Raw genomic sequence first — 24,689 nt, 5'->3', positions numbered from 1 at the left:
ATTGGCTGCCTGGGGCAAATCGACGGGAACTAGAACAGGCCGTCCCTGTTGCTGCCGGGCCAAGTGCCGAGACCGTCGTAACAAGAATGACTCGCGAACCTCGTAGACCCATGTCGGGAATGCTGGCGCGTAGTGCGGCACAACGGTGTTGTACCTAGCGGAGTGCGCATCATGATGTTCAAGGAGCAAGCTGAAAACTGCCGTCGCCAGGCCTGCGAATATGCGGGCCGGCCCGAGGCGCCCTTTCTTCTCAGCGTAGCGAGCGCCTTCGACGATCTGGCGATCCGAGCTGACGCGGGAGCGATCGCTCATTCGCGTAAAGGGCAAATCCGGACACGCATCCCCGCCTGAGCGGAGAGGCCGGAGTTCGTTAAGGCGCCGGCTGTTCCTCGCGGCGGCGCCAACGCCACAATCGGACAATCACAAGGACTAGCGCCGCCGCAACCGTGTCGGCGATCCAGTCCTTCAGGTCGCTGTCGCGGTGGATGGCAGGAATGGCCTGCACAAATTCGATGAACGCGCCGAAGAACGACAAGCCGACGAAAAGCCGCCAGAGGTCGCTTCGCGCATAAGCCCAAGCGTCGAGCGCGGCGAGCATTGCGAAGGCCACCATGTGCTGGACTTTGTCATTGGGCTGCCCAGGGAGCTCGGGCGGCTGAGGCAGGATCGCCATGACAAAGGCGAAGACCATCGCGGCCCAGAAAATGAGTTTCGACACGCGCGCGAGGTTCATAGGCACGGCGTAGCGTGGCGCACTCGCCCCAAGCAAACGAAATGGCCGGAGCGGCTAGCCGACATTGAGCGTTCAGGCGGCATCTGTCATAGACCACGCCGATGAACCGCACGACCGACCTCGCTCTGACCGTTTGCGCCACTGCGGCCGCGCCGGCGAGCTCTTATTACGTGCGGGAGGCTGGAACGAGCTGACGCGCGCTTAGCGACAGACACCAGCCTCCAACCCGCCAGCGGCCCGCTCGGCGGGTTTTTTAATGCCCATGAAAGGACCACCAGATGCTTCAGGAGACGATTGTCAGGGACCAGCCGGCCGGGCGCTGGCAGGACTATGTCGTATCGCAATCTTGGGATTCCTTCACCGAGGAAGACCATGCGGTATGGGACCTGCTGTTTGCGCGGCAAGTCGAGCTGCTCGGGACGCGGGTGGTGTCGGCCTTTCTCCATGGGATCGACCTGCTGCGGCTGTCGCATCCAGGTATTCCGGAGGTTGGCGAGCTTAACGAGATCCTTCGGCCTCGGACCGGGTGGCGCACGGTCGCGGTGCCGGGGTTGGTGCCGGACGACGTCTTCTTCGCGATGCTGAGCGAGCGTGTATTTCCGGTCGGCAATTTCATTCGCACGCGCGCGCAGCTCGATTATCTCGAAGCGCCAGACTGCTTCCACGACCTGTTTGGTCACATCCCGATGCTGGCGCATCACGACTTCGCCGAGATGGCCGAGCATGTCGGGCGGCTCGGCTCGGCGGCAATCGTGGCCGGCGAGGGCGTTCGGGCCGCGCGCCTCTACTGGCACAGCGTCGAGTTCGGGCTGGCGCGCGAGCACGGCGAACTGAAGATCCTCGGCGCTGGCCTCGCGTCGAGCTTCGGCGAATCGCACTTCAGCCTGGAAAGCGACGCGGTCGAACGCCTGCCCTTCTCGGTCGAGCGGGCGGTTCATACTGCCTACCGGCATGACGCCTTCCAGCCGCGCTACCTAGTTTCCGAATCGGTCGAACGCACGGTGACCGATGTTCTAGCGCTGACGCCCGAGAGGCTGCTGGCGCTCTAGCCGGCGTGCGTTATAGGCCGCGCATGGCCGATCAGCCGGACGGACAACCAAGCAAGGGCGAGTATCGCAGCGGGCATGATCCGCGCACGCTGCGCGACGCGCTCGGATGCTTTGCGACGGGTGTGACCGTGGTCACTTGCCTGCTCGAGGGGGAGCCTTCGGGGCTGACGGTCAACAGCTTCACCTCGGTGTCGCTGGAGCCGCCGCTGCTGCTAGTGTGCGTTCACAAGAAAGCGGCGACCGCGGCCGCGCTGACGACCGCGCCGTGCTTTGCGATCAACGTGCTCCAGACGGGGCAGCAGCCGGCGTCGATCAGCTTCTCGACGCGCGCCGGTGATCGGTTCGAGGGAACGCCCTGGTCATGCGGCGAAGGTGGCGCGCCGATCCTCAAGGACTCGCTCTGCGTGTTCGAATGCGAGCGCTACGCGGTCTATGACGGCGGCGATCATCATATCCTGGTGGGGCAAGTGGTGCAGGCGAGCTTCGACGCCAGCCTCGACCCGCTCCTGTTCTTCCGCGGCAAGTATCGCCGGCTGCACTTCGATTAATCGACGATCAGTTCTTCCGGGTGCTTGGTGAGGCGGCGGACGACGAGCACGATCACGCTGCCGACGACGATGCCGACGAGCGCGCCGCCGATCGCGTTGACCAGCCAGGCGACGAGGCCGGCGAAGGCGCCGAGCGGCTCGCTGATAAGATGGGCGAAGTCGTGGATGAGGTGCGGGATCGGGCCGGCGAGGTGCAGCTCCTCGAGGCCGTGGAGGAGGATTCCGCCGCCGACCCACAGCATCGCGGCAGTGCCGATCGTCGCCAGCGCGGTTAGTAGCTTGGGCACGACGTGCACAAGCCCGTTGCCGAAGGCGCGGATGGCGCGTCCGCGGCGCTGCGCCATGTGCAGTCCGATGTCGTCCAGCTTCACGATCAACGCGACGACGCCGTAGACACCGGCGGTGATCGCGAATGCCACGACGATCAGCGCGAAGGCGGTGGTGACGAGCGTCAGATGCTCGAGGCTCGCGAGCGCGATGGCCATGATCTCGGCGGATAGGATGAAGTCGGTGCGGATGGCGCCCTTCACCTGCATCTTCTCGAGTTCGACCGGGTCCCCCATCGCGTCGACCAGCTGCTCCTCATGTTCATGCTCGTGGAGCAATTTCTCGAGGATCTTCTCGGTCGCTTCGAAGGCGAGATAGGCGCCGCCGAGCATCAGCAGCGGCGTGATCAGGAAGGGGGCGAATGCGGTCAGCAGCAGCGCCAGCGGCAGCAGGATCGCGATCTTGTTGCGGAGAGAACCCCAAGCGATCTTGCCGATGATCGGCAACTCCCGCTCCGGCGCGAGGCCGGTCACGTAGCGCGGCGTCACCGCCGTATCGTCGATGACGACGCCGGCCGCCTTGGTGCTCGCCTTGCCGGCCGCGCCCGCCACGTCGTCGAGCGAGGAAGCGGCGAGCTTGGCGATGGTGGCGACATCGTCGAGGAGCGCAATCAGACCTGAGGGCATGGACTGTCGCCTACGCGAACTTGCCACTGCGGCGCAATTCGCGCAGTGCCGCGCCCATGTTGGCACTGGATTTCGTCAAGGCAAACCGCGAGACCGTGGAGAAGGCGATCCGCGACAAGAATGTCGCGCTCGACCTCGATCAATTGCTTGACCTCGACGCCGAGGTGCGTGCGGGGAAGACGGAGATCGACCGCCTGCGCGCCGAGCGGAACGCGGTGAGCGCCAAGTTCAAGGATGCAACGTCCGAGGAAAAGGCGGAGCTAGGCAAGCAGGCCAAGGAGGCCGGCGCGCGCGCTTCGGCGATCGAGGGCGAGCTTTCCGGCAAGGAAGCCGCGCTGAAAGCTTTGATGCTGAAGCTGCCGGGCATTCCGTTCGAAGGTGCGCCAATCGGGCCGGACGAGAGCTTCAATACCGTCAGCCGCACGGTCGGTGAGCGGTGCAAGTTCGATTTCGAACCGCTCGATCATGTGGCGCTGATCGAGAGGAACGACTGGGCGGACCTGTCGCGTGTCGTGCAGGTGTCGGGATCGCGCACCTATTGCCTGAAAGGGCGGCTGGCGCTGCTCGAGACCAAGCTGATGGCCTGGGCCCTGGAGCAAATCGCCAATGCCGGCTTCACGCCGATCACAGTGCCGGCAATCGCGCGCGAGCAGGCGTTTCTCAACCAAGGCCAGTTCCCGGGGCACGAGGAAGAGACCTACCAGCTTCCCAACGACGATCTGTGGCTTGCAGGCACAGCGGAGGTCGCGCTGACGTCGCTGCATTCGGGCGAGATCATCGAGGCGGACAAGTTGCCGATCCTCTACGCCGGTCTTTCGCCCTGCTTCCGCCGCGAGGCGGGGAGCGCGGGCAAGGATGTGCGCGGGCTACTGCGCGTCCATCAGTTCATGAAGGTCGAGCAGTATGTCATCTGCGAGGCCGACGATGCGCAGTCGGCGGAATGGCATGCCAAGCTGCTGGGGCTGGCCGAGCAGCTGCTCCAAGCGCTGGAGATTCCGTATCAGGTGATCGAGACGTCGACGGGCGACATGGGCCTCGGCAAATATCGCATGAACGACATCGAAAGTTGGGTGCCGAGCCTCGCCAAGTATCGCGAGACGCACAGCTGTTCGACCCTGCACGACTGGCAGGCGCGGCGAGCGAACCTTCGTTATCGCGGTGCCGACGGCAAGGTGCGGTTCGCGCACACGCTGAACAATACGGCGTTGGCGAGCCCGCGCATCCTCGTGCCGCTGCTGGAGAACCACCAGACCGACGACGGGCGCGTGCGGCTGCCAAAGGCGCTGCAGGAGCTAATGGGGGGCGAGTTCCTCTAAGGTGAGGTGGACGGGCGACGACCGCTTGCCGCCGCTTTACCGGCGGGTTGGCGAGGCGGCATTCCTGCTTCCGCGCATGTTCCGGTTGTTCGGATCGACCAGGACTGTTGGGCCCGCGCACGGACCGCCAGCCCTGGTCATCCCCGGCTTCGTCGCCAACGATCGAACCACGGCGGCCTTGCGCCAGGCGTTGGCGGAGGCCGGTTGGCGCGTTTACGGCTGGAACAACGGAATGAACTTGGGCGCGCGTGCCGACACGGTCGAGATCCTGAGGAAGAGGCTCGACGAGATTTCGCCGGATGCGCCCGTCCTCGTCGTCGGCTGGAGCCTCGGCGGCCTATTCGCGCGGGAACTGGGTCGAGCAGCGCCCGATCGCGTTCGCGCGGTGGTCACCCTCGGCTCCCCCTTTTCGGGCGATCCCAAGCAGAACCATGTCTGGCGGATCTACGAGCGGGTCGCCGGTCACAAGGTCGATGAGCCGCCGCTTCCCCGCAACACGGGCAAGCCGCCGGTCCCGCACCTAGCGCTGTGGTCGCGCAAGGATGGGTTGATCGCGCCACGCGCCGCGCGCGGGCTCGATCACGAGCGCGACGAGGAAGTCGAGTTGAGTTGCACACACATGGCGTTCGGCCTGTCGAAGCGAACGACGCGGGACGTGGTGCGCGAAATCGACAGATTCCTGAAAAAGGACAGCTGATTCCAGCAACTTATTGTTTCACTAACGCAAGGAACATATCTTCCTTGTTGTGAAATTGGCGCGAACCGCTGCGGCCGGGACTGCCAGCTCGGTTCACCCGGACGACCTTGCGCCGCCCGGATGGCACCGTTTTCGCGAGATCGCCTGGCACCTTCCGCGCTTCCTTGCGGGACTTGGCCCCGTGGGCCCTCGAGGCCCGGAGGACGGGCCGCCGGTGCTCGTTCTCCCGGGCTTTCTCTCCAGTGACCGGACGACGATGGACATCCGCCGCGCGCTGGCGCGGGCGGGATGGCGCGCATATCCCTGGGGCCTCGGCGTCAATCTCGGCGCCAAGCGCGACACCCTTAAGCAACTGAAGAAACGGATTGACGAAATCTACGACGGCCGTCCGATCCTGCTGGTCGGATGGAGCCTGGGCGGGATGTTCGCGCGCGAGTTTGCGCATTCGCACCCGGAGCAAGTGCGCGCGGTAGTGACGCTCTGCTCGCCTTTCTCCGGCGACTTCAAGACCAACACCAACATCCGCGAATGGTACGAGCGGGTGGCGGGGCACGACGTCAACGAGCCGCCGTTCAAGCGCGGCGAAGGCAAGCCGCCGGTACCGACGCTGGCCTTCTGGTCGCGGCGCGATGGAATCGTCGCGCCGAGCGCCGCGCGCGGGCGCGATCACGAAATCGATCACCATGTGGAGATCGACACCAACCATATTGGCGCGGTGCTATGGCGCCCCGCGCTGGCGCAGATCGTGCACGAGATCGGCGCCTTTTTGACGCGAACCGAGGGTCGTCCGCCGATCGCCAAACGGCCTTCCGAGTCGAACTCTTGACTCCTGCCGCTGAGTCGCGGGACAAAGAACAAAAGTAGAACAAAGACGTTGTGAGTCGTGTGGCAGGAGACCTTAATCTGGTCGCCGGCGGCGCAAGCCGTGCGGCCGAAAAAGACCGGCTCCCCAGCGGGCCGGGCGGACGATGGCGCTTGCCCGTCCCGTCCGGCCCCACCCTGTCCGAACTGTTCGCCGCCCACCCGCGCGACGGCGGCTGGGCGGGGTTCCTGCTCCCACAGCTCGGCACGGGCAAGCCGTTGCTGTGGGTGCAGGACCGGATGGCGATCCTCGAAAGCGGGCGCATCTACCCGCCGGGGATGCCCGGCCGCGAGCTCATCCACATCGAGGCGCGCGACGCACGCGACGCCCTATGGGCGATGGAAGAGGGCGTAAGGTGCGCCGCGATTTCTGCCGTGATCGGCGAGATATGGGGCGACCCAGGCGCGCTCGACTTCACCGCGACGCGGCGGCTGGCGGTGGCGTCGGAACGCAGCGGGACGTCATGCTGGCTGGTGAGGCTTGGCGGCAATGCGAACCTCAGCGGCGCGCGGATGCGCTGGCGCCTCGCGAGCGCGCTGTCACTCGAAAATGCGCTCGACCCGCGCGCGCCGGGGACGCCGGCATGGGATGCCGAGCTATTCCGGGCGCGCGGTTTGCCGCCGGGGCGCTGGGGCATCGCCTATGACGCGGATACTTTCCATCTGGTTGCCGGCCCTGGCGATCGAGCGCTGGGCGAAGAACGCCGACTGCTCGCCTGACGCGCCGGTCGTCCTGACCGTCGAGGGCACGCACGGCTTCATCATTCATGCCGTGACCCAGGCCGCCGCCGAACGCGGGGCACGGGCCGGCGCGCGGCTGACCGATGCCCGCGCACTCGATCCGACGCTGATCGCCGAGCCCGCCGACCCGTCCGCCGATGCGCGGCTGGTCGAGCGCCTGGCGCGATGGGCAGGTCGCTGGTCGCCATTGGTCGAAGTCGATGGCGACGGATTTCGGCTCGACGTCAGCGGCGTGGCGCACCTTTTCGGTGGCGAGCAGGGCTTGGCGCGCGACGTGCACCGATGCTTTGCTCGGGTCGGGCTGACGGCGCGCGTGGCGATCGCCCCAACGGCGGCGGCGGCATGGGCTTTGGCCCATCAGGCGCCCTGCATTTGCGGCGCGGACGTAGCGGCGAGGCTGGCCCCGCTGCACGTTTCGGCACTTCGCTTGGGTGCAGACACGGTACGCACGCTCGAGCGGCTTGGGCTCAAGACCGTAGGGGCGCTCATCGACGTGCCGCGGCTGGCGCTGGCGCGGCGGTTTCGCGGCGGCGAGGATGTAGTCGACGCGCTCGACCGCGCGCTCGGCCGCAAGCTCGAGCCACTGACCGCGGCGCCCGTCGACCCACCACCCCGCGCCGCGCTTCGGCTGGAGGAGCCGGCGACCCATCCGGAAGCCGGAGCGCAGGCGCTCGAGCGGCTGATCCCCGACCTCGTCCGGCAGTTGCAGGAGCGGCATCTTGGCGCGCGGCGGCTCGCGCTCCACGGTTTTCGTGTCGACGGCAGCGTGGCGACGGCGTCGGTCGCGACCGCCATCGCCAGCCGCGATCCCAGGCACCTCCAGCGGCTTCTTGCCGACAAGGCCGCGGCGCTCGATCCCGGCTTCGGCTTCGACGCCTTTGCGCTGGTCGCCGACTGGATCGAGGGCCAGGGCGCGGCACAGGATAGCCTGGTCGAGGAGCCCTCAGGCGAGCGCGAGCTGGCGCGTTTGGTCGACCGGCTGACGGTGAAGCTGGGCCCACGCGCGGTACGGCGCCCGCGGCCGGAGGAAAGCCACCTGCCCGAGCGCGCCAGTGGCTGGGTCAGCGCGCTCGCCAAAAGCGAGGCGATCGCGCTTCCGCCGGTCCAACGGCCGCAGCGCCTGCTCGACCGGCCGGAAGCGATCGACGTCATTTATGCGACGCCCGAAGGCATGCCGCGGCGTTTCGTCTGGCGTCGTGCCGTTCATGACATCGCGCGCGTCGAAGGGCCGGAGCGGATAGCGCCCGAATGGTGGCGGTCGCCCTCGTCGGCACGGCTGCGCGATTATTACCGCGTCGAGGATGCGACCGGCCGCCGCTACTGGATCTATCGCGAGGGGCTGATCGGCGACGGCCGCGGCGACCTGCCCGGCTGGTACATCCACGGGCTTTTCGGCTGATGCCCGAACAGCCGGCATTCTCGCGGCTCAAGCTGGTGCGGACCAGCGACATGCCGCCGCCGCCGATATCGCCATCGGTTTATGTGGAGCTGGGGGTTAGTTCTCCCTTCTCCTTCCTGCGCGGCGCGTCGGACGCAATCGAGCTGGTGAGCACGGCATTGTCGCTCGATTATGATGCCATCGGCATCGCCGACCGCAACACGCTGGCCGGGGTGGTCAGGATGCATAGCGCCTGCAAGGCGGTGGGCCTCAAGCCGCTGATCGGTTGCCGGCTAGACCTTAGCGATGCGCCGAGCCTGCTTGCCTATCCCATCGATCGCGACGGCTATGGGCGGCTCTCGCGCCTGCTTAGCACCGGCAAGCTTCGCGCCGAGAAAGGCGAATGCGATCTTGCGCTGGAAGATGTCGCGGCGCTTCAGGAAGGCATCGCTTTCATCGCCTGGCCGAGCGAAGACCTTGATGCGTTCGAACGGGAATTGCCACCGCTGCGCGACGCTTTGACGTCACTTGGCCGTATCGCGGCAGGCTGGCTTTACCGGGGCGACGATAGCGCGCGGATCGAGCGGCTGGACCGGCTGGCGCGCCAACATGGCTGCACGATCCTTGCCACCAACGACGTTCATTATCATGTCCCCGACCGCCGGCCGTTGCAGGATGTCGTCACCTGCATTCGCGAGAAAGTGACGATCGCGACAGCGGGTTATCTGCTTAACCCGAACGCCGAGCGGCATTTGAAATCGCCCGGGGAGATGGTGCGGCTGTTCGCCCGCTGGCCGCACGCCATCGCGGCGACGCGCGCCTTTGCGGACTCGCTTCGCTTCAGCCTCGACGAGCTGCGCTACGAATATCCCCGGGAGACGGTGCCCGACGGCCGCACGCCGCAGGAGTATCTGGAGCATCTGACCTGGGAAGGCGCCAACATGCGCTGGCCCGACGGCATTCCGGAGAAAGTGCTGAAACAGCTCAACTATGAGCTGCCGCTGATCGAGAAGCTCGATTTCGCGCGTTATTTCCTGACCGTCCACGACATCGTGGCGTTCGCGAGATCGCAGGCGATCCTTTGCCAGGGGCGCGGGTCGGCGGCGAACAGCGCAGTATGCTTCTGCCTTGGCATCACCTCGGTCGACCCGTCGGTGAACGAGTTGCTGTTCGAACGCTTCATCTCCGAGGAGCGCAAGGAGCCGCCCGACATCGACGTCGATTTCGAACACGAGCGGCGCGAGGAGGTGATCCAGCACATTTACGAAAAGTACGGCCGCGACCGCGCCGGCATTGCGGCGACCATCATCCACTACCGCCCGCGATCGGCGATCCGTGAAGTGGGCAAAGTGATGGGCCTTAGCGAGGACGTGTGCGGCGCGATGGCATCGACCGTCTGGGGCAGCATGGACCCTGAGCTGGACGACGCGCGGGCCGACGAAGCCGGGCTCGACCTCACCGATCCGCATTTGAAACGGACGATGAAGCTCGCCGAGCAGTTGATCGGCATGCCTCGTCACCTGTCGCAGCATGTCGGCGGCTTCATCCTGACCGAGCGGCCGCTGACCGAGACGGTACCGATCGGCAACGGCGCGATGGACGACCGTACCTTCATCGAATGGGACAAGGACGACATCGAGGAGCTGGGCATCCTCAAGATCGACGTCCTCGCGCTCGGCATGCTGACCTGCATCCGCAAATGCTTCGACCTCATCGACCTGCACGAGGGCGAACGGTGGGAGCTTGCGACGATCCCGCAGGAGGTGCCCGAGGTCTACGACATGCTCTGCCGCGGAGACTCGCTCGGCGTGTTTCAGGTCGAGAGCCGGGCGCAGATGAACATGCTTCCGCGCCTGAAGCCGCGGCGCTTCTACGATCTCGTCATCGAAGTCGCGATCGTGCGGCCGGGCCCGATCCAGGGCGACATGGTCCACCCGTTCCTCAAACGGCGGTCGGGCAAGGAGCCGGTGACCTTCCCTTGCCCGGATCCCGAGCACGGGCCGCCCGACGAGCTCGAGCGGATCCTGGGCCGGACCATGGGCGTGCCGATCTTCCAGGAGCAGGCGATGAAAATCGCGCTCGATGCGGCGAAATTCTCGTCCCAGGAAGCGAACGAACTGCGCAAGGCGATGGCGACGTTCCGGTCGCGCGGGGACATCAACGCACTGCAGGACAAGATGGTCGGACGGATGGTCGAACGCGGCTATGACCCCGATTTCGCGCAGCGCTGCTTCGACCAGATCAAGGGCTTTGGGGAATATGGCTTCCCCGAAAGCCATGCAGCGAGCTTTGCCCACCTCGTCTACGTGTCGAGCTGGCTGAGGTGGCGATATCCGGCGGCATTCGCCTGTGGGCTGCTGAATTCGCAACCGATGGGTTTTTACGCGCCCGCGCAAATCGTCCGCGATGCGCGCGAGCATGGCGTCGAAGTACGCGAAGTCGACGTGAACGAGAGCGCGTGGGACTGCACGCTGGAGGGCGGCGCGCTCCGCCTCGGCCTGCGGCAGATCGAGGGGCTTCATGCGAATGCCGCCGCACGACTGGTGGCGGGCAAGCCCTATCGGACGGTCGAGGAGTTGCGCAGCCGCGGCGGAGTGCCGGTGCATGCGATCCAGCGGCTAGCGGCGGCCGACGCATTCCGTTCGATGAACCTCGACCGGCGGGCGGCGCTGTGGGATTCGCGCGCACTGAAGCAGGCGCCCGACCTGCCCTTGTTTGCTTATGCCGAAGCGCGCGACGAAGGGTCGGAGAGCGATCCGGCGAAGCTTCCGGTCATGCCGCTCAGCGAGCATGTCGTGAACGATTACCAGACCGTCCGGCTCAGCCTGAAGGCGCACCCGATGCGATTCCTGCGCGAACATTATGGGCGCTTGAAGTTCGTCACCGCCGACCAGCTGAAGTCCATCCGCGACGGGAAGAGGCTTTCAATGGCGGGGCTGGTGCTGATCCGTCAGCGGCCGGGGAGCGCCAAGGGCGTCTGCTTCATCACGCTGGAAGACGAGACGGGGATCGCCAACCTGGTCGTCTGGCCCGACGTATTCGACAGGCAGCGCAAGATCGTCATGGGGGCGCGCCTGATGGCGGTGCACGGCGTCATCCAGAAAGATGCCGAGGACGGCGTCATCCATCTCGTCGTCCGCAAGCTCGAGGATCACACCCACATGCTGCGCCAATTAAGCGACGAGCTGATGCCTTCGACGCTTAACCAGGGCGACGGCGCGGGAAGCTGGCGCGCACCCGCCGCCGCTCACCCGCGCGACGTCGAAATCATCCCCAAAAGCCGCGATTTTCATTAAGCTGACATCCGCCGGACACATGCGCCACGCCACAGCGCATCATGCGCGGCCTCGCTCGAATCGCTGCAATGCTCGCGCTGACCGCTGCGCAGGAGCGCTCGCGCGCACCGATAGAGGGTTACTGGATGAACCCGATCGGGAGCGCGATCATCGAAATCGCACCGTGCGGCCACGAATTGTGCGGCAAGGTCGTATGGGCGTCGCCCCGAGGACAACGCGAGGCGGCGAAAGGCGCTCGCAATGTTGTGGGAACCACCGTGCTTAGCGGCCTGAAGCGCGCGCATGGATATTGGGCCGGCAGCCTCTTCATTCCCGACGACAACATTCACGTGTCAGCCCGGCTGCAAACCGCCGGGGCGCGTCAGATCAAGCTGACGGGCTGCGCCTTCGCCGGCTTCTTCTGCCGAACGCAGTTATGGACGCGCCAAAAAGGCCCAATGCCCGCGTCCGACTAGTCCTTGGCGTTCATGCCAGCGCAATCTGAGGGCTCCATTTCTGCCCCAAAGTTCCATTAGGCGGGCCGGATGAAACGTGTATTTTCAATCCTTGCGCTTCTCCTTGCACTCACGGCGCCGGCCACGGCCACCGCCAAAAGCAGCCTCGAGGGGCGCTGGAAGAACGGCAAGATGGTGATCTTGATCGCCCCTTGTGGCCCCACGCTGTGCGGCAAGGTAATCAAGGCGTCGGCAAAGCAGCAGGCCAAGGCCCAGCGCGGCAGCGGCGAAAGATTGCTCGGCTTGCGCGTCATCGACAATATCCAGCCGAGCGGGGCCGGCAGATATAGCGCCAACGTCTATGTCGCCGACCGCGACATGAACGCCAAGGGCACGATCAGGCAGGTGAACCCCAACCGCCTCAACGTGCGCGGCTGCGTCTTCGGTTTCATTTGCAAGACGACCAACTGGGACCGGATCTAACCGAGTACCGGCGTCCCGAATTCCCCTGCAAGAACGGCTGCCTGAAGCGCAGCCATTTCGTCCGCCCAATAGCGATCGGCCGTGAAGTATGGCGAAAGCGCACGCACCTTGTCGTGCACGTTTCGCAGCTTCGGACTGGTCTGCAACGGCGCGTGGTAATCGATGCCTTCAGCCCCCGCCATCAGCTCGACGGCAATGACTCCTGCGGCATTGCGCGCGATCTGCGCGGCCTTGCGCGCGGCGATCGGGGCCATCGAAACATGATCCTCCTGGCCGGCGCTCGTCGGGATGGAATCGACGCTTGCCGGAAAAGCGAGGCACTTGTTCTCGCTGACTAGGGCCGCGGCTGTGACCTGCGGGATCATCAACCCTGAATTGACGCCGCTGTCCTGTGTCAGGAACGCCGGCAGGCCGCTCATCTTCGGATCGACGAGGACGCTGATGCGTCGCTCGGATATCGATCCGACCTCACACAACGCTATCGCGATGGTGTCGGCTGCGAAAGCGACGGGTTGGGCGTGGAAATTGCCGCCGGAGATGGCGGTATCGTCATCGGGGAAGAGGATCGGATTGTCGGTGACCGCGCCGGCTTCGATGGTCAACGTTCGTGCCGCGTTCTGCAGCAGGTCAAGCGCGGCGCCCATCACCTGCGGCTGGCAGCGGAAGCTGTAGGGATCCTGGACGCGGGTGCATTGGACGTGGCTGGTCAGAATTTCGCTGCCGTCGAGCAAGCTGGAGATGGCAGCGGCCACCGTGATCTGGCCGGGCTGACCGCGAAGCTCGGAAATGCGGGGGTCGAACGGCTTGGCGCTTCCTTTCAGCGCATCGACCGACAGGGCGCCGGCGGCAATCGCGGCCGCAAACACGCGCTCGCCGTTGAAAAGGGCGTCGAGTGCCAAAGCCGTGCTGGCCTGCGTGCCGTTGATTAGGGCGAGACCCTCCTTGGGCGCGAGCACGAGCGGATCGAGGCCGATGCGCTTGAGTACCTCGGTGGCCGGCAGAATGGTCCCGGCGAGGTCGATCCGGCCGTAGCCCATGAGCGCGGATATCAGGTGCGCGAGGGGCGCGAGGTCGCCGCTGGCGCCGACGCTGCCTTGCGACGGGATGACCGGCATCGCGTCCTTGTCGACGAGCGTCTGGAGCGCGTCGATGACAACGGTGCGGACGCCAGAATGGCCGCGGCCCAGACCGAGAAGCTTGAGGATGATCATCAGCCGGACGACGTGCCGCGGAAGTGGATCACCGAGCCCGGCGCTGTGCGAGAGGATGAGGTTGCTCTGCAGCTCCGCTAACCGCTCGTCGGGAATGCGCGTGTTGGCGAGCAGGCCGAAACCGGTGTTGACGCCGTAGACGGTCTCGCCGCCGGCAACGATACGGCCGACCGACGCTGCTGCATCTCCGACGCGCCTCAACGACGCATCGTCTAGGCGCGCTTCCGCACCGGCCCAAAGATCGCGGAGCTGGCCTAACGAAATGTTCTCGGGATCGAGCTTCATTTGCCGACCATCGGCAGGTCGAGACCCTGCTCGCGCGCGCAATCGACGGCAATGTCGTAGCCTGCGTCGGCGTGGCGCATGACGCCGGTGCCGGGGTCGTTCCACAGTACGCGCTGGAGCCTGCGCGCGGCATCGTCGGTGCCGTCGGCGACGATCACCATGCCGGCGTGCTGCGAATAACCCATGCCGACGCCGCCGCCGTGGTGAAGCGAGACCCAAGTTGCGCCGCTCGCCGTGTTCAACAGGGCATTGAGCAGCGGCCAATCGCTGACGACGTCGCTGCCGTCCTTCATGCTCTCCGTCTCGCGGTTGGGCGAGGCGACGCTGCCACTGTCGAGATGGTCGCGACCGATGACAATCGGTGCCGAGACTTCGCCGTTCCGTACCATTTCGTTGAAGGCCAGGCCCAAGCGGTGACGCTGTCCGAGGCCGACCCAGCAGATGCGCGCGGGAAGACCTTGGAACGCGATCCGCTCACGCGCCATGTCGAGCCAGCGGTGCAGGTGCGCGTCGTCGGGGATCAGTTCCTTCACGCGCTGGTCGGTGCGGTAGATGTCCTCCGGATCGCCTGACAGCGCGGCCCAGCGGAACGGGCCAATGCCACGGCAGAACAGCGGGCGGACGTAGGCCGGGACGAAGCCGGGGAAGTCGAAGGCGTGCGTGACACCCTCGTCGAAGGCTTCCTGACGGATGTTGTTGCCATAGTCGAAGGTCGGAACGCCCATCGCACGGAAGGCCAGCATGGCTTCGACGTGGCGCGCCATCGAGTGCTTGGCCGCTTCGGCTACGGCCGCGGGATCGCGCTCGCGCATCTCCTGCCATTTCGCGACCGGCCAGCCCGCGGGGCAATAGCCGTTGGCGGGGTCGTGGGCGCTGGTCTGGTCGGTGAGGGCGTCGGGCCGGATGCCGCGCCTCAGCATCTCCGGCAGGATTTCGGCGGCGTTGCCGAGCAGGCCGACGCTGGTCGGCTCGGTGGCCGTGCGGATGGTTTCGAGCGCCTCGTCGATGTTGCTCGCGCGCTTGTCCAGGTAACGGGTCTCGAGACGCTTCTCGATCCGGCTTTCCTGCACTTCGATGGCGATGCAATGGGCGCCCGCCATGACTGCCGCGAGCGGCTGCGCGCCGCCCATGCCGCCGAGGCCTGCGGTCAGAATCCACTTGCCCTTGAGGTCACCGCCGTAATGCTGGCGGCCCATCTCGGCGAAGGTTTCGAAGGTGCCTTGGACGATGCCTTGCGTGCCGATGTAGATCCAGCTGCCGGCCGTCATCTGGCCGTACATCATGAGCCCCTTGCGATCGAGCTCGTTGAACGTCTCCCAATTCGCCCATTTCGGAACGATGTTCGAATTGGCGATGAGGATGCGTGGCGCGTCCTTGTGGGTCGGGAAGACGCCAACGGGCTTGCCCGACTGGACCAACAGCGTTTGGTCTCCCTCCAGCCGCTCGAGCACCTCGACGATCTTGTCGAAACATTCCCAATTGCGCGCAGCGCGGCCGATTCCGCCGTAGACAACCAAGCTCTGCGGGTCCTCGGCAACCTCGTCATCGAGGTTGTTCATCAGCATGCGGACCGCTGCCTCGGTAGCCCAGCCTTTCGCCTTGATCTCGCTCCCGCGGCGCGCGCGGATGTGCCTGCTGTTGTCGCGACGGTCGGTCAAATTGTCCCCGCTCAATTGCTCGCGGAGCCTCTAGCCCTTCGCGCGCTTCGACCCAAGTGGGCGCCAGCTGTCGAACCAGACGAGCGCATAGCCGGCGAGGATGAAACCAAGCGCGATGCCGCCGGCATTGATCGCGGTCTGGAGCCAGCCGAGCTTGCCGACATCGATGAAGGGATAAGGGTAGCGCCCCTCGTAATGACCCCGCACAAGCGCATAAGCGAAATAGGCAAGCGGGTAAGCGGCCCACCAGATCGGCGCGTTGTATTTCAGCCGCGCTTTCGGTGCGAACAGCAGCCACCACAGTGCCATGGCTATGGGTGAAACCTTGTGAAGCAAGGTGTCAGCAAGCATCGCGCCGCCGCTGAGGTGCAATAGTCCTCTGAGGAGCGTCATGTAGACGACGCCGACCAGGATGATTGCCAGCGTCAGCCCACCGAGGATTTGCGCGGAAACCGGCCGGTCGATGGCGACTGCGGTCATCGCGATGGCCACGAAGAGGTTGGTCAGGACGGTGAAGAAACGCGCGAGGATCCAGACGGCAGTAGCTGCGTCGTGCGCACCGGAGAACGTGGCGGCAAACTGGATTGCCAGCCCCGCCCAACAGACAATCGCGACGATCGCGGCGGCAGCTCTAGGCATCTTTTCCCCCAAATATGCGGCGTTCCGGTCCCGGTAGGCCGACCCAGTAGCCAAGCTCGCTCAGGCTTTCGATCTGCCAGACGCACAGGTCCGCCTGCTTGCCCGCGGCGATGGTGCCGATGGAATGCGCGAGTCCAAGCGCGCGGGCGGCGTTGACGGTCATCCCGGCCAGCGCTTCTTCCGGCGTAAGGCCGAACAGGGTGCACGCCATGTTGATTGCCAACGTCGGCGACAGCATCGGCGAGGTGCCCGGGTTGCAGTCGGTGGCGACGGCGATCGGCACCTTGTGCTTGCGCAGAAGGGCGACCGGAGGCTTTCGCTCCTCCTGCAGCGCATAGAAGGCGCCGGGCAGCAGCACCGCGACGGTACCGGCCGCCGCCATCGCCTTGGCGCCAACCTCGTCGAGGTGTTCAAGGTGGTCGGCGGAGAGCGCGCGGTACTTGGCCGCTAGCGCAGCGCCATGTTGATTTGAAAGCTGCTCGGCGTGGAGGCGCACGCTGAGGCCGTGGTGCGCGGCGACCTTGAACACGCGCTCGACTTCCTGGGGCGTGAAAGCAATGCCTTCGCAAAAGGCGTCGACGCTGGTCGCGATGCGCTGCTTCGCGGCCTCCGGAATCAGCTTGTCGACGATCTCGCTGACGTAGTGGGCACGGCGATCCTTCTGGTCCGCGGGCAAGGCGTGAAGCGCGAGGAGGGTCGGGACGATGCGCACCGCTTCGTCTTTCCCCAGCTGGCCGGCGATCCGGAGCAGCCGCAGCTCGCTCGGCGTGTCGAGCCCGTAGCCAGACTTCACTTCGATGGTCGTGCAACCCCCGCGCATCAGCGCATGCAGGCGACGGCGGCTTTGATCGAGTAGCTCGTCGTCCGACGCGGCGGCGGTCCTGGCCACGGTCGACGCGATTCCGCCTCCGGCCTTGGCGATCTCCTCATAGGTGGCGCCAGCACGGCGCATGGCGTGCTCGTCGGCGCGTGTGCCGCCAAAGACCAGGTGCGTGTGGCAGTCGATCAGGCCGGGCGTGACCCACGCGCCGCCGAGTGCGTCGACCTGCTTGGCCCGATATCCAGCAAGCTCCGTGCGCTTGCCGACCCGAACGATCTTGCCGTCGGTGATCCCGATTGCGCCATTCTCGATCAGGCCGAGCGGGCTACCAGGGCGATCCTCCAGGCAAGCGATGTTGCAGTCGACGAGGAGGCGGTCCCACATAGCGCTGCACTTAAGCGAGCCGAGTTGCTACGGTCAAAGCGATGTCAGGCTGGCCCAACCTTTCCGACCTCGTTTCGACCTCGCATGGCGAGGCGCCCGTGGGGTTGGTCGGCGCGCCGCTCGCTTCCGGATCGGTGACGCCGGGGCGCTGCGATCTGGCGCCGGGACTGCTTCGGCAGACGCTGCGTCGGATCGGGCGCTACGACATCGAAAGCGGGCGCGAGCTTTCGACAAAAGTCGCCGACCGCGGTGATGTCGCGATCGACGGCCTCAGCATCGAAGACGCCACGCCGTACATCCGCGAGGCGGTTGCTGCGAGCGCGGGAGCGCATTCGCTGACCTTGCTGGTCGGGGGAAACAATGCCGTGACGCGGCCCGGCGTGCTCGGGCTTGGGGTCGACCTGAAACAGGTCGGGCTGATCACGCTCGACGCCCATTTCGACATGCGCGACCTCGACGCAGGCCTCGGCAACGGCAACCCGGTTCGGGCTCTGATCGAGGATGGCTTGCCCGGCGCAAATATCGCGCAGGTGGGCCTCGCCAGCTTCGCCAACAGCCGCGAGATGCACGAGGACGCGGTCGCTGCCGGCAATTTCGTCGTCACGATCGGCGAAGTGCACCGCAACGGCATCGCCCAAGCAATCGGCCAGTCGCTCGACCATGTGAGTCACTGCCAGGCGATCGTTGTCGATTGCGACATCGACGTCATCGACCGCTCGCAATTCCCCAGCGCACCGGGAGCCCGACCGGGTGGAATGCGGGTCGTGGATTTTTTCAGCGCAGTTCGGTGGCTGGCATCCGATCCACGCGTTCGCGTCATTGACCTGACAGAATGGGATGCTTCGCTCGACGCGACGGATCTTAGCGCTTTGACGGCCGCGCGTTGGGTTGCCGAGTGCCTTGCCGGCTTCGAGATGCGCTAGGCGTCGGCGGCGATACGGCGTCCTTTATCCGAAAGCGTGCGGAAGGTGATGGAGAAGCGTAGCTGGTCGCCGGGCGCGATGCTGTGGTCCCAGTCGTGGCGGGCTTCGCCCGACAGCAGGTAGGCGGAGCGAGGCTCGACCTCGACATTGGCACGGCGGAAGCCGCTAGCGGTGCGTTGGCGGAAGCGAAGCGTGGCGGGGGTGTTGAGCGAGATTCCGACCACCCGTTCGAATACATCGCGGTCGCGGTGCCAGCCAATGCCCGCGCTCGGGTCGTATCGCGCGACGAGGACCTGGACGAATTCGTCGAGCGGAAGGCCCGCGAGAGCGGCCGCCTTCTCGCGGAGCGGCTTCAACCAGTCGGGCATTTGCTCTCCTGGCGTGAAGCTCGCGTCGTCGAAATCGTAGCGCCAGCCGAAGCTCTGGGTTTTCCGATTACCGAGCCAGCCGTGGAATCTGAACGGCGCAAGGTCGAGCGGCATCAGCCGCGCGAGGAGCGCCTGCTCTTCGTCTTCGGTGATGACGTCGTTTCGATAGCGCAGGCCGCCGATAAACGGCTCGTCGAACAGTAGGCTCATTGGCCGAACAATTCCTTGAGCTCGGACGGCCGGAGCTCGGGCGCCAATTGCTGGAAGGTGCATTGCTTGGGGCTCTTGTCCGGGCGCCAGCGCAGGAAGCCCGTGCCGTGGCGGAAGCGGCGGCCCGTGACCTGGTCATAGCGAACCTCGACGACGAGCTTGGGCTTGAGCGGCTGCCATTCCGCCGAGCGCGCGTTGGCCCAGCGGCTCGGGCCTCCCGGTGCGTCGCCGGTGAAGCCAGGCGCTTCAATCAGGGCTTCGAGCTTCTTGGTCAGCGGCGCCCGATCGGCGGATGGGATCGCGGAAGTAAAACCGACATGATGAAGCAGGCCATCATCGTCGTAGAGCCCGAGCAGTAGCGAGCCGACTTCCTTCTTCTTTTCGGCATATCGAAATCCACCAACGATGCAGTCTGCGGTGCGCTGTTGCTTGACCTTGATCATCGCCCGCTCGCCCGAGCGATATTCGAGGTCGAGCCGCTTGGCGATCACGCCGTCGAGTGCTCCCCCGCTCCGCTTGAGCCAATCGATGGCTGTCTTGCGGTCAGCCGTGGCGGGTGAGAGCCGCAGGCCGGCGGGCTTATTCGACGCCATGAACTTTTCGAGCGCCTGGCGCCGTTTCGACAGCGGTTCTTCGAGCAGGCCCTTGCCGCTGACCTCCAGAAGGTCGAACGCCATGAGCTCAGCCGGCGTCTGAACCGCGAGCTTGCGGATCCGGCTCTCCGCCGGATGCAGCCGCATCTGCAGCGCGTCGAACGAGAGGACGTCGCCGACGGAGATGATCAGCTCGCCATCGAGCATGAATTGCCGCCCCTTGGTGCCGAGCAGCATTTCGACGACTTCGGGGAAGTAGCGCGCGAGCGGCTTTCCGGACTTGGACGTCAGCGTGACCTCGTCGCCCTCGCGCCGCGCAAGGCAGCGGAAGCCGTCCCATTTGGGCTCGAACTGCCAGCCGTCGCCCTCGGGCAATTCGACCGCAAGCAGCGCCTCCATCGGCGCCAGCATATGATTGCTTTTCGCCACCTGCAGACAATCGCCTACCCTTCGCAGTCGTTCCCGTTGCGATTGGCGCAACGACTGTTACGCTCCCGGCCCAAAGTGGAGGACATATGGCATTCGATCCCAACGCAGCGACGGCGCGATATATCGATAGTCTCGGGCCGGCGGCGCTGCAGAAGGCGCATGATTACACGATCGGCAAGGAATGGATGCTGTTCTGGAGCCTCCTTGTTGGTGCGCTCGTCACGTGGCTGATTGTGAGGTCGGGAGCCCTCGACCGGATCGAGGCGAAGATCCCGGAGCGCCGCAAGAACTTGCGCGCCTTTGTCATCGCCTTCGTCTACTTCATCCTATCCGCGCTGATAACGGTGCCGTGGACGCTCTACGAAAGCTACTTCCGCGAGAAGGGCTATGGGAGGACGAGCCAGCCGCTTGGTGACTTCCTGGGCCAGGCGGCGTTGTCGAATTTCGTCAGCGCGCTGATCACCGCGCTTTTCATGATCGGCGTCTATTGGCTGATGCGCCGGGCGGCGAAGCGCTGGTGGCTGTGGTCTGCGGGACTGACCGCGGTGGGCCTAGCATTCATCATGCTGCTGGCACCCGTTCTGATCGAGCCCATGTTCAACAAATACGAGCCCGTGCCGCCGGGACAGGTGCGAGACGCGGTCGTCGGTATGGCCCAGCGCGCAGGCATCCCGCCGGAGCGGGTGTTCATGTTCGACGGGTCTCGGCAGTCCAATAACTTCACCGCCAATGCCGGCGGCGTCGGCAACACGGCGCGCGTCGCTATCTCCGACGTCGCGCTCAAAAACGCCTCGCTGGACGAGGTGCGGGCCGTCACCGGGCATGAAATCGGCCACTATGTGCTGAAGCACACCTGGTGGGGCATCCTGTTCTTCTCTGCGCTCGCGATCGTCCTCTTCTGGCTGGCCGACCGACTGTATCCGCCGTTCGCGCGCTGGTTCGGGACCAGTGCACAGCTGAGCGATCCACGCGGCATTCCCGTGCTGTTCTTCATGATCTCCCTGTTCGCGCTGCTCGCCTCGCCATTGCTCAACACGTTTGGAAGAACGTTGGAGACTCAGGCCGACGATTATTCGCTGCGAACGGAGAACAGGCCGGACGCCCTTTCGACCGCCTTGGTGAAGACGGCGGAATATCGCTATCCGCGGCCTAACAAGATCGAGGAAGTCTTCTTCTACGACCACCCGTCGGTGGAGGATCGGGTCCATCGCGCGATGGAATGGAAGGCCGCGCACCCGGAGCCGCCGACGCCCTGAAATGATGTGAACCTTTCACGTGGCCCGCTGCCTCCGCGCAGCTAGCTTGTGCGCTGCAGCAAGCGGGAGGCGTGATGGCGGGGCAGCTGGTGATCGACAGCGGCGACACGGCGTGGATGCTGGTCTCAACGGCGCTGGTGATGCTGATGATCCTGCCGGGTCTCGCACTCTTCTACGGCGGCCTCGTCCGTGCAAAGAACTTGCTGTCGGTGATGAGCCAGGTGCTCGGCATTGCCGCGGTGGCAATCCTGACCTGGGTACTGTGGGACTACAGCCTCGCTTTCAGCGGCGGCAACTGGCTGATCGGAAGTCTGTCGAAGGCGGGTTTCGCCGGCATGACCGACACGTCGGCTTGGGCGGTTGGGGCCAGCGGCAAGGCGATTCCGGAGCTGGTCTTCGCTGCCTTCCAAATGAGCTTCGCCGCTATCACCGGCGCATTGGTGATCGGCGCGCTGGTCGAGCGGGTCCGCTTTTCCTCGATGATGGTATTCGCCGCCTTGTGGCTGACGGTGGTCTATGCGCCGCTTGCGCACATGGTGTGGGCGAGCGAGGGACTGCTGTTCAAGGTCGGCGCGATCGACTTTGCGGGCGGCACGGTCGTGCACATCAATTCGGGCATCGCCGGATTGGTCGGCGTCTATTTCGCCGGTTCGCGGATCGGTCACCTCAGGGAAGCGATGCCGCCGCACTCGCTGGCGCTGACGATGGTTGGCGCCGGTTTGCTGTGGGTAGGCTGGATCGGGTTCAACGCAGGTTCGGCGCTGGAAGCCAATGGCCTCGCGGGGATTGCGCTGATCAACACCTTGGTCGCGCCTGCCGCCGGCGCGCTGAGCTGGATGGGTGCGGAACGCGTCATCTCGGGAAAGCCGTCGATGCTGGGCGGCGCTTCCGGGGCGGTGGCCGGACTGGTCGCCGTGACGCCGGCGGCCGGTGAAAGCGGTCCAATCGGCGCGATGTTGCTGGGCTTCGCGGCGAGCCTGGTTTGCTACGGTTTCGTCGGGTCGCTGAAGAACCGTTTCCGCCTCGACGACAGCCTCGACGTCTTCGGCATTCACGGGCTTGGCGGCATCACCGGCTCGATCGGCACTGCCATCGTCGCCTTACCCGCCCTTGGTGGGCATGGCGCGACTGACTATGCGCTTGGACATCAGCTGGTGGCGCAGCTGGCCGCGGTTGGCGTTGCGATTGGGTGGTCTGCCGCCGGATCCGCCCTGTGCTTTTTCCTGGTCAAGCTTGTCATGCCGCTGCGGCATGCGCGCGATGCGGAGCGGGAAGGCCTGGACATCGCCGACCATGGCGAGCGCGCATACAACTTTTAGCAAGTAGGCGCTTCAAGGCGCGCCCGATCGGGGATTACCCTCTCCTCGGTCGTTTGCGCGCTGATCGGTGGAAGTCCTGATGCACCTCCGTTTAACCCGCCCTTAGTCCTGACCCGGAGCAAGCTTGGCCTTGCGTTTTTTCGGGAGAGGATAGTGAGCACCAGTGGTACGGCTGAGAGCGGAAAAGCCCCCTACAACATCCTGTTCATCCTGACGGATCAGGAACGGCATTTCCGGCCAGGCGAACTTCCGGACGGGTACGAACTCCCGGCTCACGATCGCCTCCGCAAGGCCGGCACCTATTTCGCAAATCATCGAATTGCGTCGTGCGTCTGCACGTCTTCGCGCTCGGTCATCTACACCGGTCAGCACATCCAGAAGACCAAGATGTTCGACAACACGAACTTCCCCTGGATCCAGAGCCTCGACCCGGACAAGCCGACGGTCGGCGACCTGCTCCGTGAGGCGGGCTACTACACGGCCTACAAAGGCAAGTGGCACATGACCAAGGAGTTCGAGGAGGTAAACAAGCTCGGCTCCCCGACGAAGATCTTTACCGCCGAGATGGAGGCCTACGGCTTCTCCGACTATTTCGGCATCGGCGACATCATCGCCCATGAACAGGGCGGATACCTGCATGACGGCATCACCGCGGCGATGGCTGGCAGCTGGTTGCGAGGCAAAGGCCGAGCGCTGGCGCATCAGAACAAGCCGTGGTTCCTCGCGGTTAATTTCGTCAATCCGCACGACGTCATGTTCTTCGATACCAGCGATCCGAGCACGCCGATGGGGCCGCCGCCAGGCGTTGCGCCGCTCAGCCGCGACCCCGACGATCCCCTCTATGCGAAGCAGTGGGGGTTCGACCTGCCCGTGACGCATAACCAGCCGCTGGACGAACCTGGTCGTCCGCCCTGCCATGCCGATTACATGAGGTCGCACGATGCCCTCGTCGCGCCGATCAATCCGAAGGACGATGCGCGCTGGCGTCGGCGTCACAACAATTACCTGAACTGTCTTCGAGATGCCGACCGCAATGTCGCCGCCCTTCTCGCCGAGCTCGACTCTTCGGGGCAGGCCGACCGAACGATCGTCATCTACACGGCAGATCACGGCGATCTCGACGGCGCGCACCAGCTTCATGCCAAGGGCGGCACGGCTTATCGCGAGCAGAACAATGTCCCGCTGATCATCGTCCACCCGGACGTTCCGGGGGGCCGCGAGTGCCGGGCGCTGACGTCGCACCTCGACCTTGCGCCGACGTTCGTCTCGATGACCAGTGCCGTCCCAGAGAAGAAGGCGGCGATCGGGAAGGACCTTCCTGGCAAAGACATCTCGCCGCTGCTGGCAAACCCGGGCGCAGCCGACCTGAATGCGCTACGGGAAGGGGCGCTCTACAACTTCAACATGCTCGCTTATGTCGACGGAGACTTTGCCTTCCGTGCGCTCGACTTCATCCACAAGGGCGGCAAGGGAACCGAGCTCAAGGAGGCGGGGATATTGCCCGACCTGCGGAAGCGCGGCGCCATCCGTTCGGTCTTCGATGGCCGCTATGTGTTCTCGCGTTACTTCTCGCCGATGCAGCACAACCGTCCGGTGACGTTGGAGCAGATGCGGCACTTCAACGATCTGGAACTCTATGACACGCAGAGCGACCCCTATGAGCAGCATAATCTCGCGGCCGGGGATGCCCCCCGCAATGACTTGATGCTGGCGATGAGCGAGAAACTGACCCGACTGATTGACGCTGAAGTTGGCGAAGATCCGGGCGATATGGTGCCAGCCGGGATCGAGGGCGGCTGGGAGATCTCTGCGGAGACGATGAAGGGCTTCTGAAGAAGGTCCGGCGATCGAAAGCCCGCCATTGCGTTTACCAACAAAAAAGCCGCCCGAAGGCGGCTTATCTGTTGGTTGCGGGGGCAGGATTTGAACCTGCGACCTTCAGGTTATGAGCCTGACGAGCTACCGGGCTGCTCCACCCCGCGCCAATTAGCTGAGCCGGAGACCCGGCACGCTTCACGCGCGCTGGGTTCAGGCTCAGAAACGAAAAAGCCGCCGCTCGGTGAACCGGCAGCGGCTTTTTGAAACTGTGAATGGGTTCTCGAACC

At 65.1% G+C, this 24,689-nt stretch carries 22 protein-coding genes and 1 tRNA gene; 14 read left to right on the top strand and 9 right to left on the bottom strand.

The genetic code is table 11. The annotated features are described in order from the left end of the window. Positions 1 to 370 precede the first annotated feature (370 nt). Positions 371 to 733 carry a VanZ family protein gene (locus tag ABD704_RS09650; protein ID WP_344699471.1) on the bottom strand — a complete coding sequence of 121 codons (363 nt, stop codon included), beginning with the start codon at positions 731 to 733 and terminating at the stop codon, positions 371 to 373. 278 nt (positions 734 to 1,011) lie between these two features. Here ABD704_RS09650 and ABD704_RS09645 point away from each other — a divergent pair, with 278 nt between their 5' ends. Continuing rightward, complete coding sequence (locus ABD704_RS09645; RefSeq protein WP_344699470.1) at positions 1,012 to 1,782, top strand: phenylalanine 4-monooxygenase; 771 nt, start codon at positions 1,012 to 1,014, stop codon at positions 1,780 to 1,782. A gap of 23 nt (positions 1,783 to 1,805) precedes the next feature. Further along, complete coding sequence (locus tag ABD704_RS09640; protein WP_344699469.1) at positions 1,806 to 2,330, top strand: flavin reductase family protein; 525 nt, start codon at positions 1,806 to 1,808, stop codon at positions 2,328 to 2,330. Here ABD704_RS09640 and ABD704_RS09635 read toward each other — a convergent pair. Further along, positions 2,327 to 3,283 carry a DUF808 domain-containing protein gene (locus tag ABD704_RS09635; RefSeq protein ID WP_344699468.1) on the bottom strand — a complete coding sequence of 319 codons (957 nt, stop codon included), beginning with the start codon at positions 3,281 to 3,283 and terminating at the stop codon, positions 2,327 to 2,329. The genes ABD704_RS09640 and ABD704_RS09635 overlap by 4 nt on opposite strands. Before the next feature lie 56 nt (positions 3,284 to 3,339). Here ABD704_RS09635 and serS point away from each other — a divergent pair, with 56 nt between their 5' ends. The 8 genes from serS (at position 3,340) to ABD704_RS09595 (ending at position 12,489) form a co-directional block, all read left to right on the top strand. Continuing rightward, complete coding sequence (serS, locus tag ABD704_RS09630) at positions 3,340 to 4,599, top strand: serine--tRNA ligase (RefSeq protein ID WP_344699467.1); 1,260 nt, start codon at positions 3,340 to 3,342, stop codon at positions 4,597 to 4,599. Between the two features lies 1 nt (position 4,600). Next, positions 4,601 to 5,296: an alpha/beta fold hydrolase gene (locus tag ABD704_RS09625; protein WP_344699466.1), complete on the top strand. Its 696-nt coding sequence runs from the start codon at positions 4,601 to 4,603 to the stop codon at positions 5,294 to 5,296. A gap of 55 nt (positions 5,297 to 5,351) precedes the next feature. Continuing rightward, on the top strand, positions 5,352 to 6,122 hold the full coding sequence (locus ABD704_RS09620; protein ID WP_344699465.1) for an alpha/beta fold hydrolase: 771 nt from the start codon (positions 5,352 to 5,354) through the stop codon (positions 6,120 to 6,122). Between the two features lie 50 nt (positions 6,123 to 6,172). After that, on the top strand, positions 6,173 to 6,877 hold the full coding sequence (locus ABD704_RS09615; RefSeq protein ID WP_344699464.1) for an ImuA family protein: 705 nt from the start codon (positions 6,173 to 6,175) through the stop codon (positions 6,875 to 6,877). Then, on the top strand, positions 6,801 to 8,297 hold the full coding sequence (locus ABD704_RS09610) for a Y-family DNA polymerase (protein WP_344699463.1): 1,497 nt from the start codon (positions 6,801 to 6,803) through the stop codon (positions 8,295 to 8,297). The genes ABD704_RS09615 and ABD704_RS09610 overlap by 77 nt, the downstream gene beginning before the upstream one ends. Positions 8,298 to 8,347: 50 nt before the next feature. Next, a complete protein-coding gene (locus tag ABD704_RS09605) occupies positions 8,348 to 11,572 on the top strand; it encodes an error-prone DNA polymerase (RefSeq protein ID WP_344700526.1) in 3,225 nt (1,074 codons plus the stop codon). A gap of 68 nt (positions 11,573 to 11,640) precedes the next feature. Continuing rightward, on the top strand, positions 11,641 to 12,027 hold the full coding sequence (locus tag ABD704_RS09600) for a DUF2147 domain-containing protein (protein ID WP_344699462.1): 387 nt from the start codon (positions 11,641 to 11,643) through the stop codon (positions 12,025 to 12,027). Positions 12,028 to 12,096: 69 nt separating this feature from the next. Further along, entirely contained in the window at positions 12,097 to 12,489 is a 393-nt protein-coding gene (locus tag ABD704_RS09595; protein WP_344699461.1) for a DUF2147 domain-containing protein, read from the top strand. On the opposite strand, the gene hutH is transcribed toward ABD704_RS09595, so the two are convergent. From hutH to hutI, 4 genes are read right to left on the bottom strand one after another with little or no spacing between them, the layout of a single operon-like run. Continuing rightward, positions 12,486 to 13,985 carry a histidine ammonia-lyase gene (hutH, locus tag ABD704_RS09590; RefSeq protein ID WP_344699460.1) on the bottom strand — a complete coding sequence of 500 codons (1,500 nt, stop codon included), beginning with the start codon at positions 13,983 to 13,985 and terminating at the stop codon, positions 12,486 to 12,488. The genes ABD704_RS09595 and hutH overlap by 4 nt on opposite strands. Continuing rightward, the gene (gene hutU / locus ABD704_RS09585) at positions 13,982 to 15,643 is read right to left on the bottom strand and encodes a urocanate hydratase (RefSeq protein WP_344700525.1); all 1,662 of its coding nucleotides are present in this window, start codon (positions 15,641 to 15,643) and stop codon (positions 13,982 to 13,984) included. The genes hutH and hutU overlap by 4 nt, the downstream gene beginning before the upstream one ends. Positions 15,644 to 15,673: 30 nt before the next feature. Further along, positions 15,674 to 16,282 (bottom strand): Pr6Pr family membrane protein, encoded by a 609-nt coding sequence (locus ABD704_RS09580; RefSeq protein ID WP_344699459.1) that lies wholly within the window; start codon positions 16,280 to 16,282, stop codon positions 15,674 to 15,676. Then, positions 16,275 to 17,486 (bottom strand): imidazolonepropionase, encoded by a 1,212-nt coding sequence (gene hutI, locus ABD704_RS09575; RefSeq protein WP_344699458.1) that lies wholly within the window; start codon positions 17,484 to 17,486, stop codon positions 16,275 to 16,277. The genes ABD704_RS09580 and hutI overlap by 8 nt, the downstream gene beginning before the upstream one ends. 41 nt (positions 17,487 to 17,527) lie before the next feature. On the opposite strand from hutI, the gene ABD704_RS09570 reads away from it, so the two are divergent. Next, the gene (locus ABD704_RS09570) at positions 17,528 to 18,409 is read left to right on the top strand and encodes an arginase family protein (RefSeq protein WP_344699457.1); all 882 of its coding nucleotides are present in this window, start codon (positions 17,528 to 17,530) and stop codon (positions 18,407 to 18,409) included. On the opposite strand, the gene ABD704_RS09565 is transcribed toward ABD704_RS09570, so the two are convergent. Together ABD704_RS09565 and ABD704_RS09560 are read right to left on the bottom strand one after the other, a co-directional pair. Next, on the bottom strand, positions 18,406 to 18,987 hold the full coding sequence (locus ABD704_RS09565) for an alpha-ketoglutarate-dependent dioxygenase AlkB (RefSeq protein ID WP_344699456.1): 582 nt from the start codon (positions 18,985 to 18,987) through the stop codon (positions 18,406 to 18,408). The two genes, ABD704_RS09570 and ABD704_RS09565, sit on opposite strands and share 4 nt — an antisense overlap. Then, on the bottom strand, positions 18,984 to 20,009 hold the full coding sequence (locus ABD704_RS09560) for an ATP-dependent DNA ligase (RefSeq protein ID WP_344699455.1): 1,026 nt from the start codon (positions 20,007 to 20,009) through the stop codon (positions 18,984 to 18,986). The genes ABD704_RS09565 and ABD704_RS09560 overlap by 4 nt, the downstream gene beginning before the upstream one ends. A gap of 86 nt (positions 20,010 to 20,095) precedes the next feature. Between ABD704_RS09560 and ABD704_RS09555 the strand changes: the two genes are divergently transcribed. From ABD704_RS09555 to ABD704_RS09545, 3 genes are all read left to right on the top strand, one after another. Then, positions 20,096 to 21,265, top strand: coding sequence for a M48 family metallopeptidase (locus tag ABD704_RS09555; RefSeq protein ID WP_344699454.1), 1,170 nt, complete (start codon positions 20,096 to 20,098; stop codon positions 21,263 to 21,265). 74 nt (positions 21,266 to 21,339) lie between these two features. After that, a complete protein-coding gene (locus tag ABD704_RS09550) occupies positions 21,340 to 22,584 on the top strand; it encodes an ammonium transporter (RefSeq protein WP_344699453.1) in 1,245 nt (414 codons plus the stop codon). 153 nt (positions 22,585 to 22,737) lie between these two features. Further along, positions 22,738 to 24,417 (top strand): sulfatase family protein, encoded by a 1,680-nt coding sequence (locus tag ABD704_RS09545; protein ID WP_344699451.1) that lies wholly within the window; start codon positions 22,738 to 22,740, stop codon positions 24,415 to 24,417. Positions 24,418 to 24,489: 72 nt separating this feature from the next. Here the strand turns inward: ABD704_RS09545 and ABD704_RS09540 are convergent. Beyond that, positions 24,490 to 24,566 (bottom strand) — tRNA-Met (locus ABD704_RS09540). Between the last annotated feature and the right edge of the window lie 123 nt (positions 24,567 to 24,689).

The organism is Sphingomonas limnosediminicola, assembly GCF_039537965.1.
Taxonomy (GTDB): Bacteria; Pseudomonadota; Alphaproteobacteria; order Sphingomonadales; family Sphingomonadaceae; genus Sphingomicrobium; species Sphingomicrobium limnosediminicola.
The sequence above is the reverse complement of the archived record's forward strand: the minus strand, read 5'-3'. Positions and strand labels throughout refer to the sequence as shown.

Bases quoted from the DNA above. Each gene is read 5' to 3' on its own strand.
- ABD704_RS09645 (WP_344699470.1), top strand. From the start codon at position 1,012: ATGCTTCAGGAGACGATTGTCAGGGACCAGCCGGCCGGGCGCTGGCAG.
- ABD704_RS09550 (WP_344699453.1), top strand. From the start codon at position 21,340: ATGGCGGGGCAGCTGGTGATCGACAGCGGCGACACGGCGTGGATGCTG.
- serS (WP_344699467.1), top strand. From the start codon at position 3,340: ATGTTGGCACTGGATTTCGTCAAGGCAAACCGCGAGACCGTGGAGAAG.
- ABD704_RS09565 (WP_344699456.1), bottom strand. From the start codon at position 18,987: ATGAGCCTACTGTTCGACGAGCCGTTTATCGGCGGCCTGCGCTATCGA.
- ABD704_RS09595 (WP_344699461.1), top strand. From the start codon at position 12,097: ATGAAACGTGTATTTTCAATCCTTGCGCTTCTCCTTGCACTCACGGCG.
- hutI (WP_344699458.1), bottom strand. From the start codon at position 17,486: ATGTGGGACCGCCTCCTCGTCGACTGCAACATCGCTTGCCTGGAGGAT.
- ABD704_RS09580 (WP_344699459.1), bottom strand. From the start codon at position 16,282: ATGCCTAGAGCTGCCGCCGCGATCGTCGCGATTGTCTGTTGGGCGGGG.
- ABD704_RS09635 (WP_344699468.1), bottom strand. From the start codon at position 3,283: ATGCCCTCAGGTCTGATTGCGCTCCTCGACGATGTCGCCACCATCGCC.
- ABD704_RS09570 (WP_344699457.1), top strand. From the start codon at position 17,528: ATGTCAGGCTGGCCCAACCTTTCCGACCTCGTTTCGACCTCGCATGGC.
- ABD704_RS09640 (WP_344699469.1), top strand. From the start codon at position 1,806: ATGGCCGATCAGCCGGACGGACAACCAAGCAAGGGCGAGTATCGCAGC.
- ABD704_RS09650 (WP_344699471.1), bottom strand. From the start codon at position 733: ATGAACCTCGCGCGCGTGTCGAAACTCATTTTCTGGGCCGCGATGGTC.
- hutH (WP_344699460.1), bottom strand. From the start codon at position 13,985: ATGAAGCTCGATCCCGAGAACATTTCGTTAGGCCAGCTCCGCGATCTT.
- ABD704_RS09600 (WP_344699462.1), top strand. From the start codon at position 11,641: ATGCTCGCGCTGACCGCTGCGCAGGAGCGCTCGCGCGCACCGATAGAG.
- ABD704_RS09605 (WP_344700526.1), top strand. From the start codon at position 8,348: ATGCCGCCGCCGCCGATATCGCCATCGGTTTATGTGGAGCTGGGGGTT.
- ABD704_RS09610 (WP_344699463.1), top strand. From the start codon at position 6,801: ATGACGCGGATACTTTCCATCTGGTTGCCGGCCCTGGCGATCGAGCGC.
- ABD704_RS09555 (WP_344699454.1), top strand. From the start codon at position 20,096: ATGGCATTCGATCCCAACGCAGCGACGGCGCGATATATCGATAGTCTC.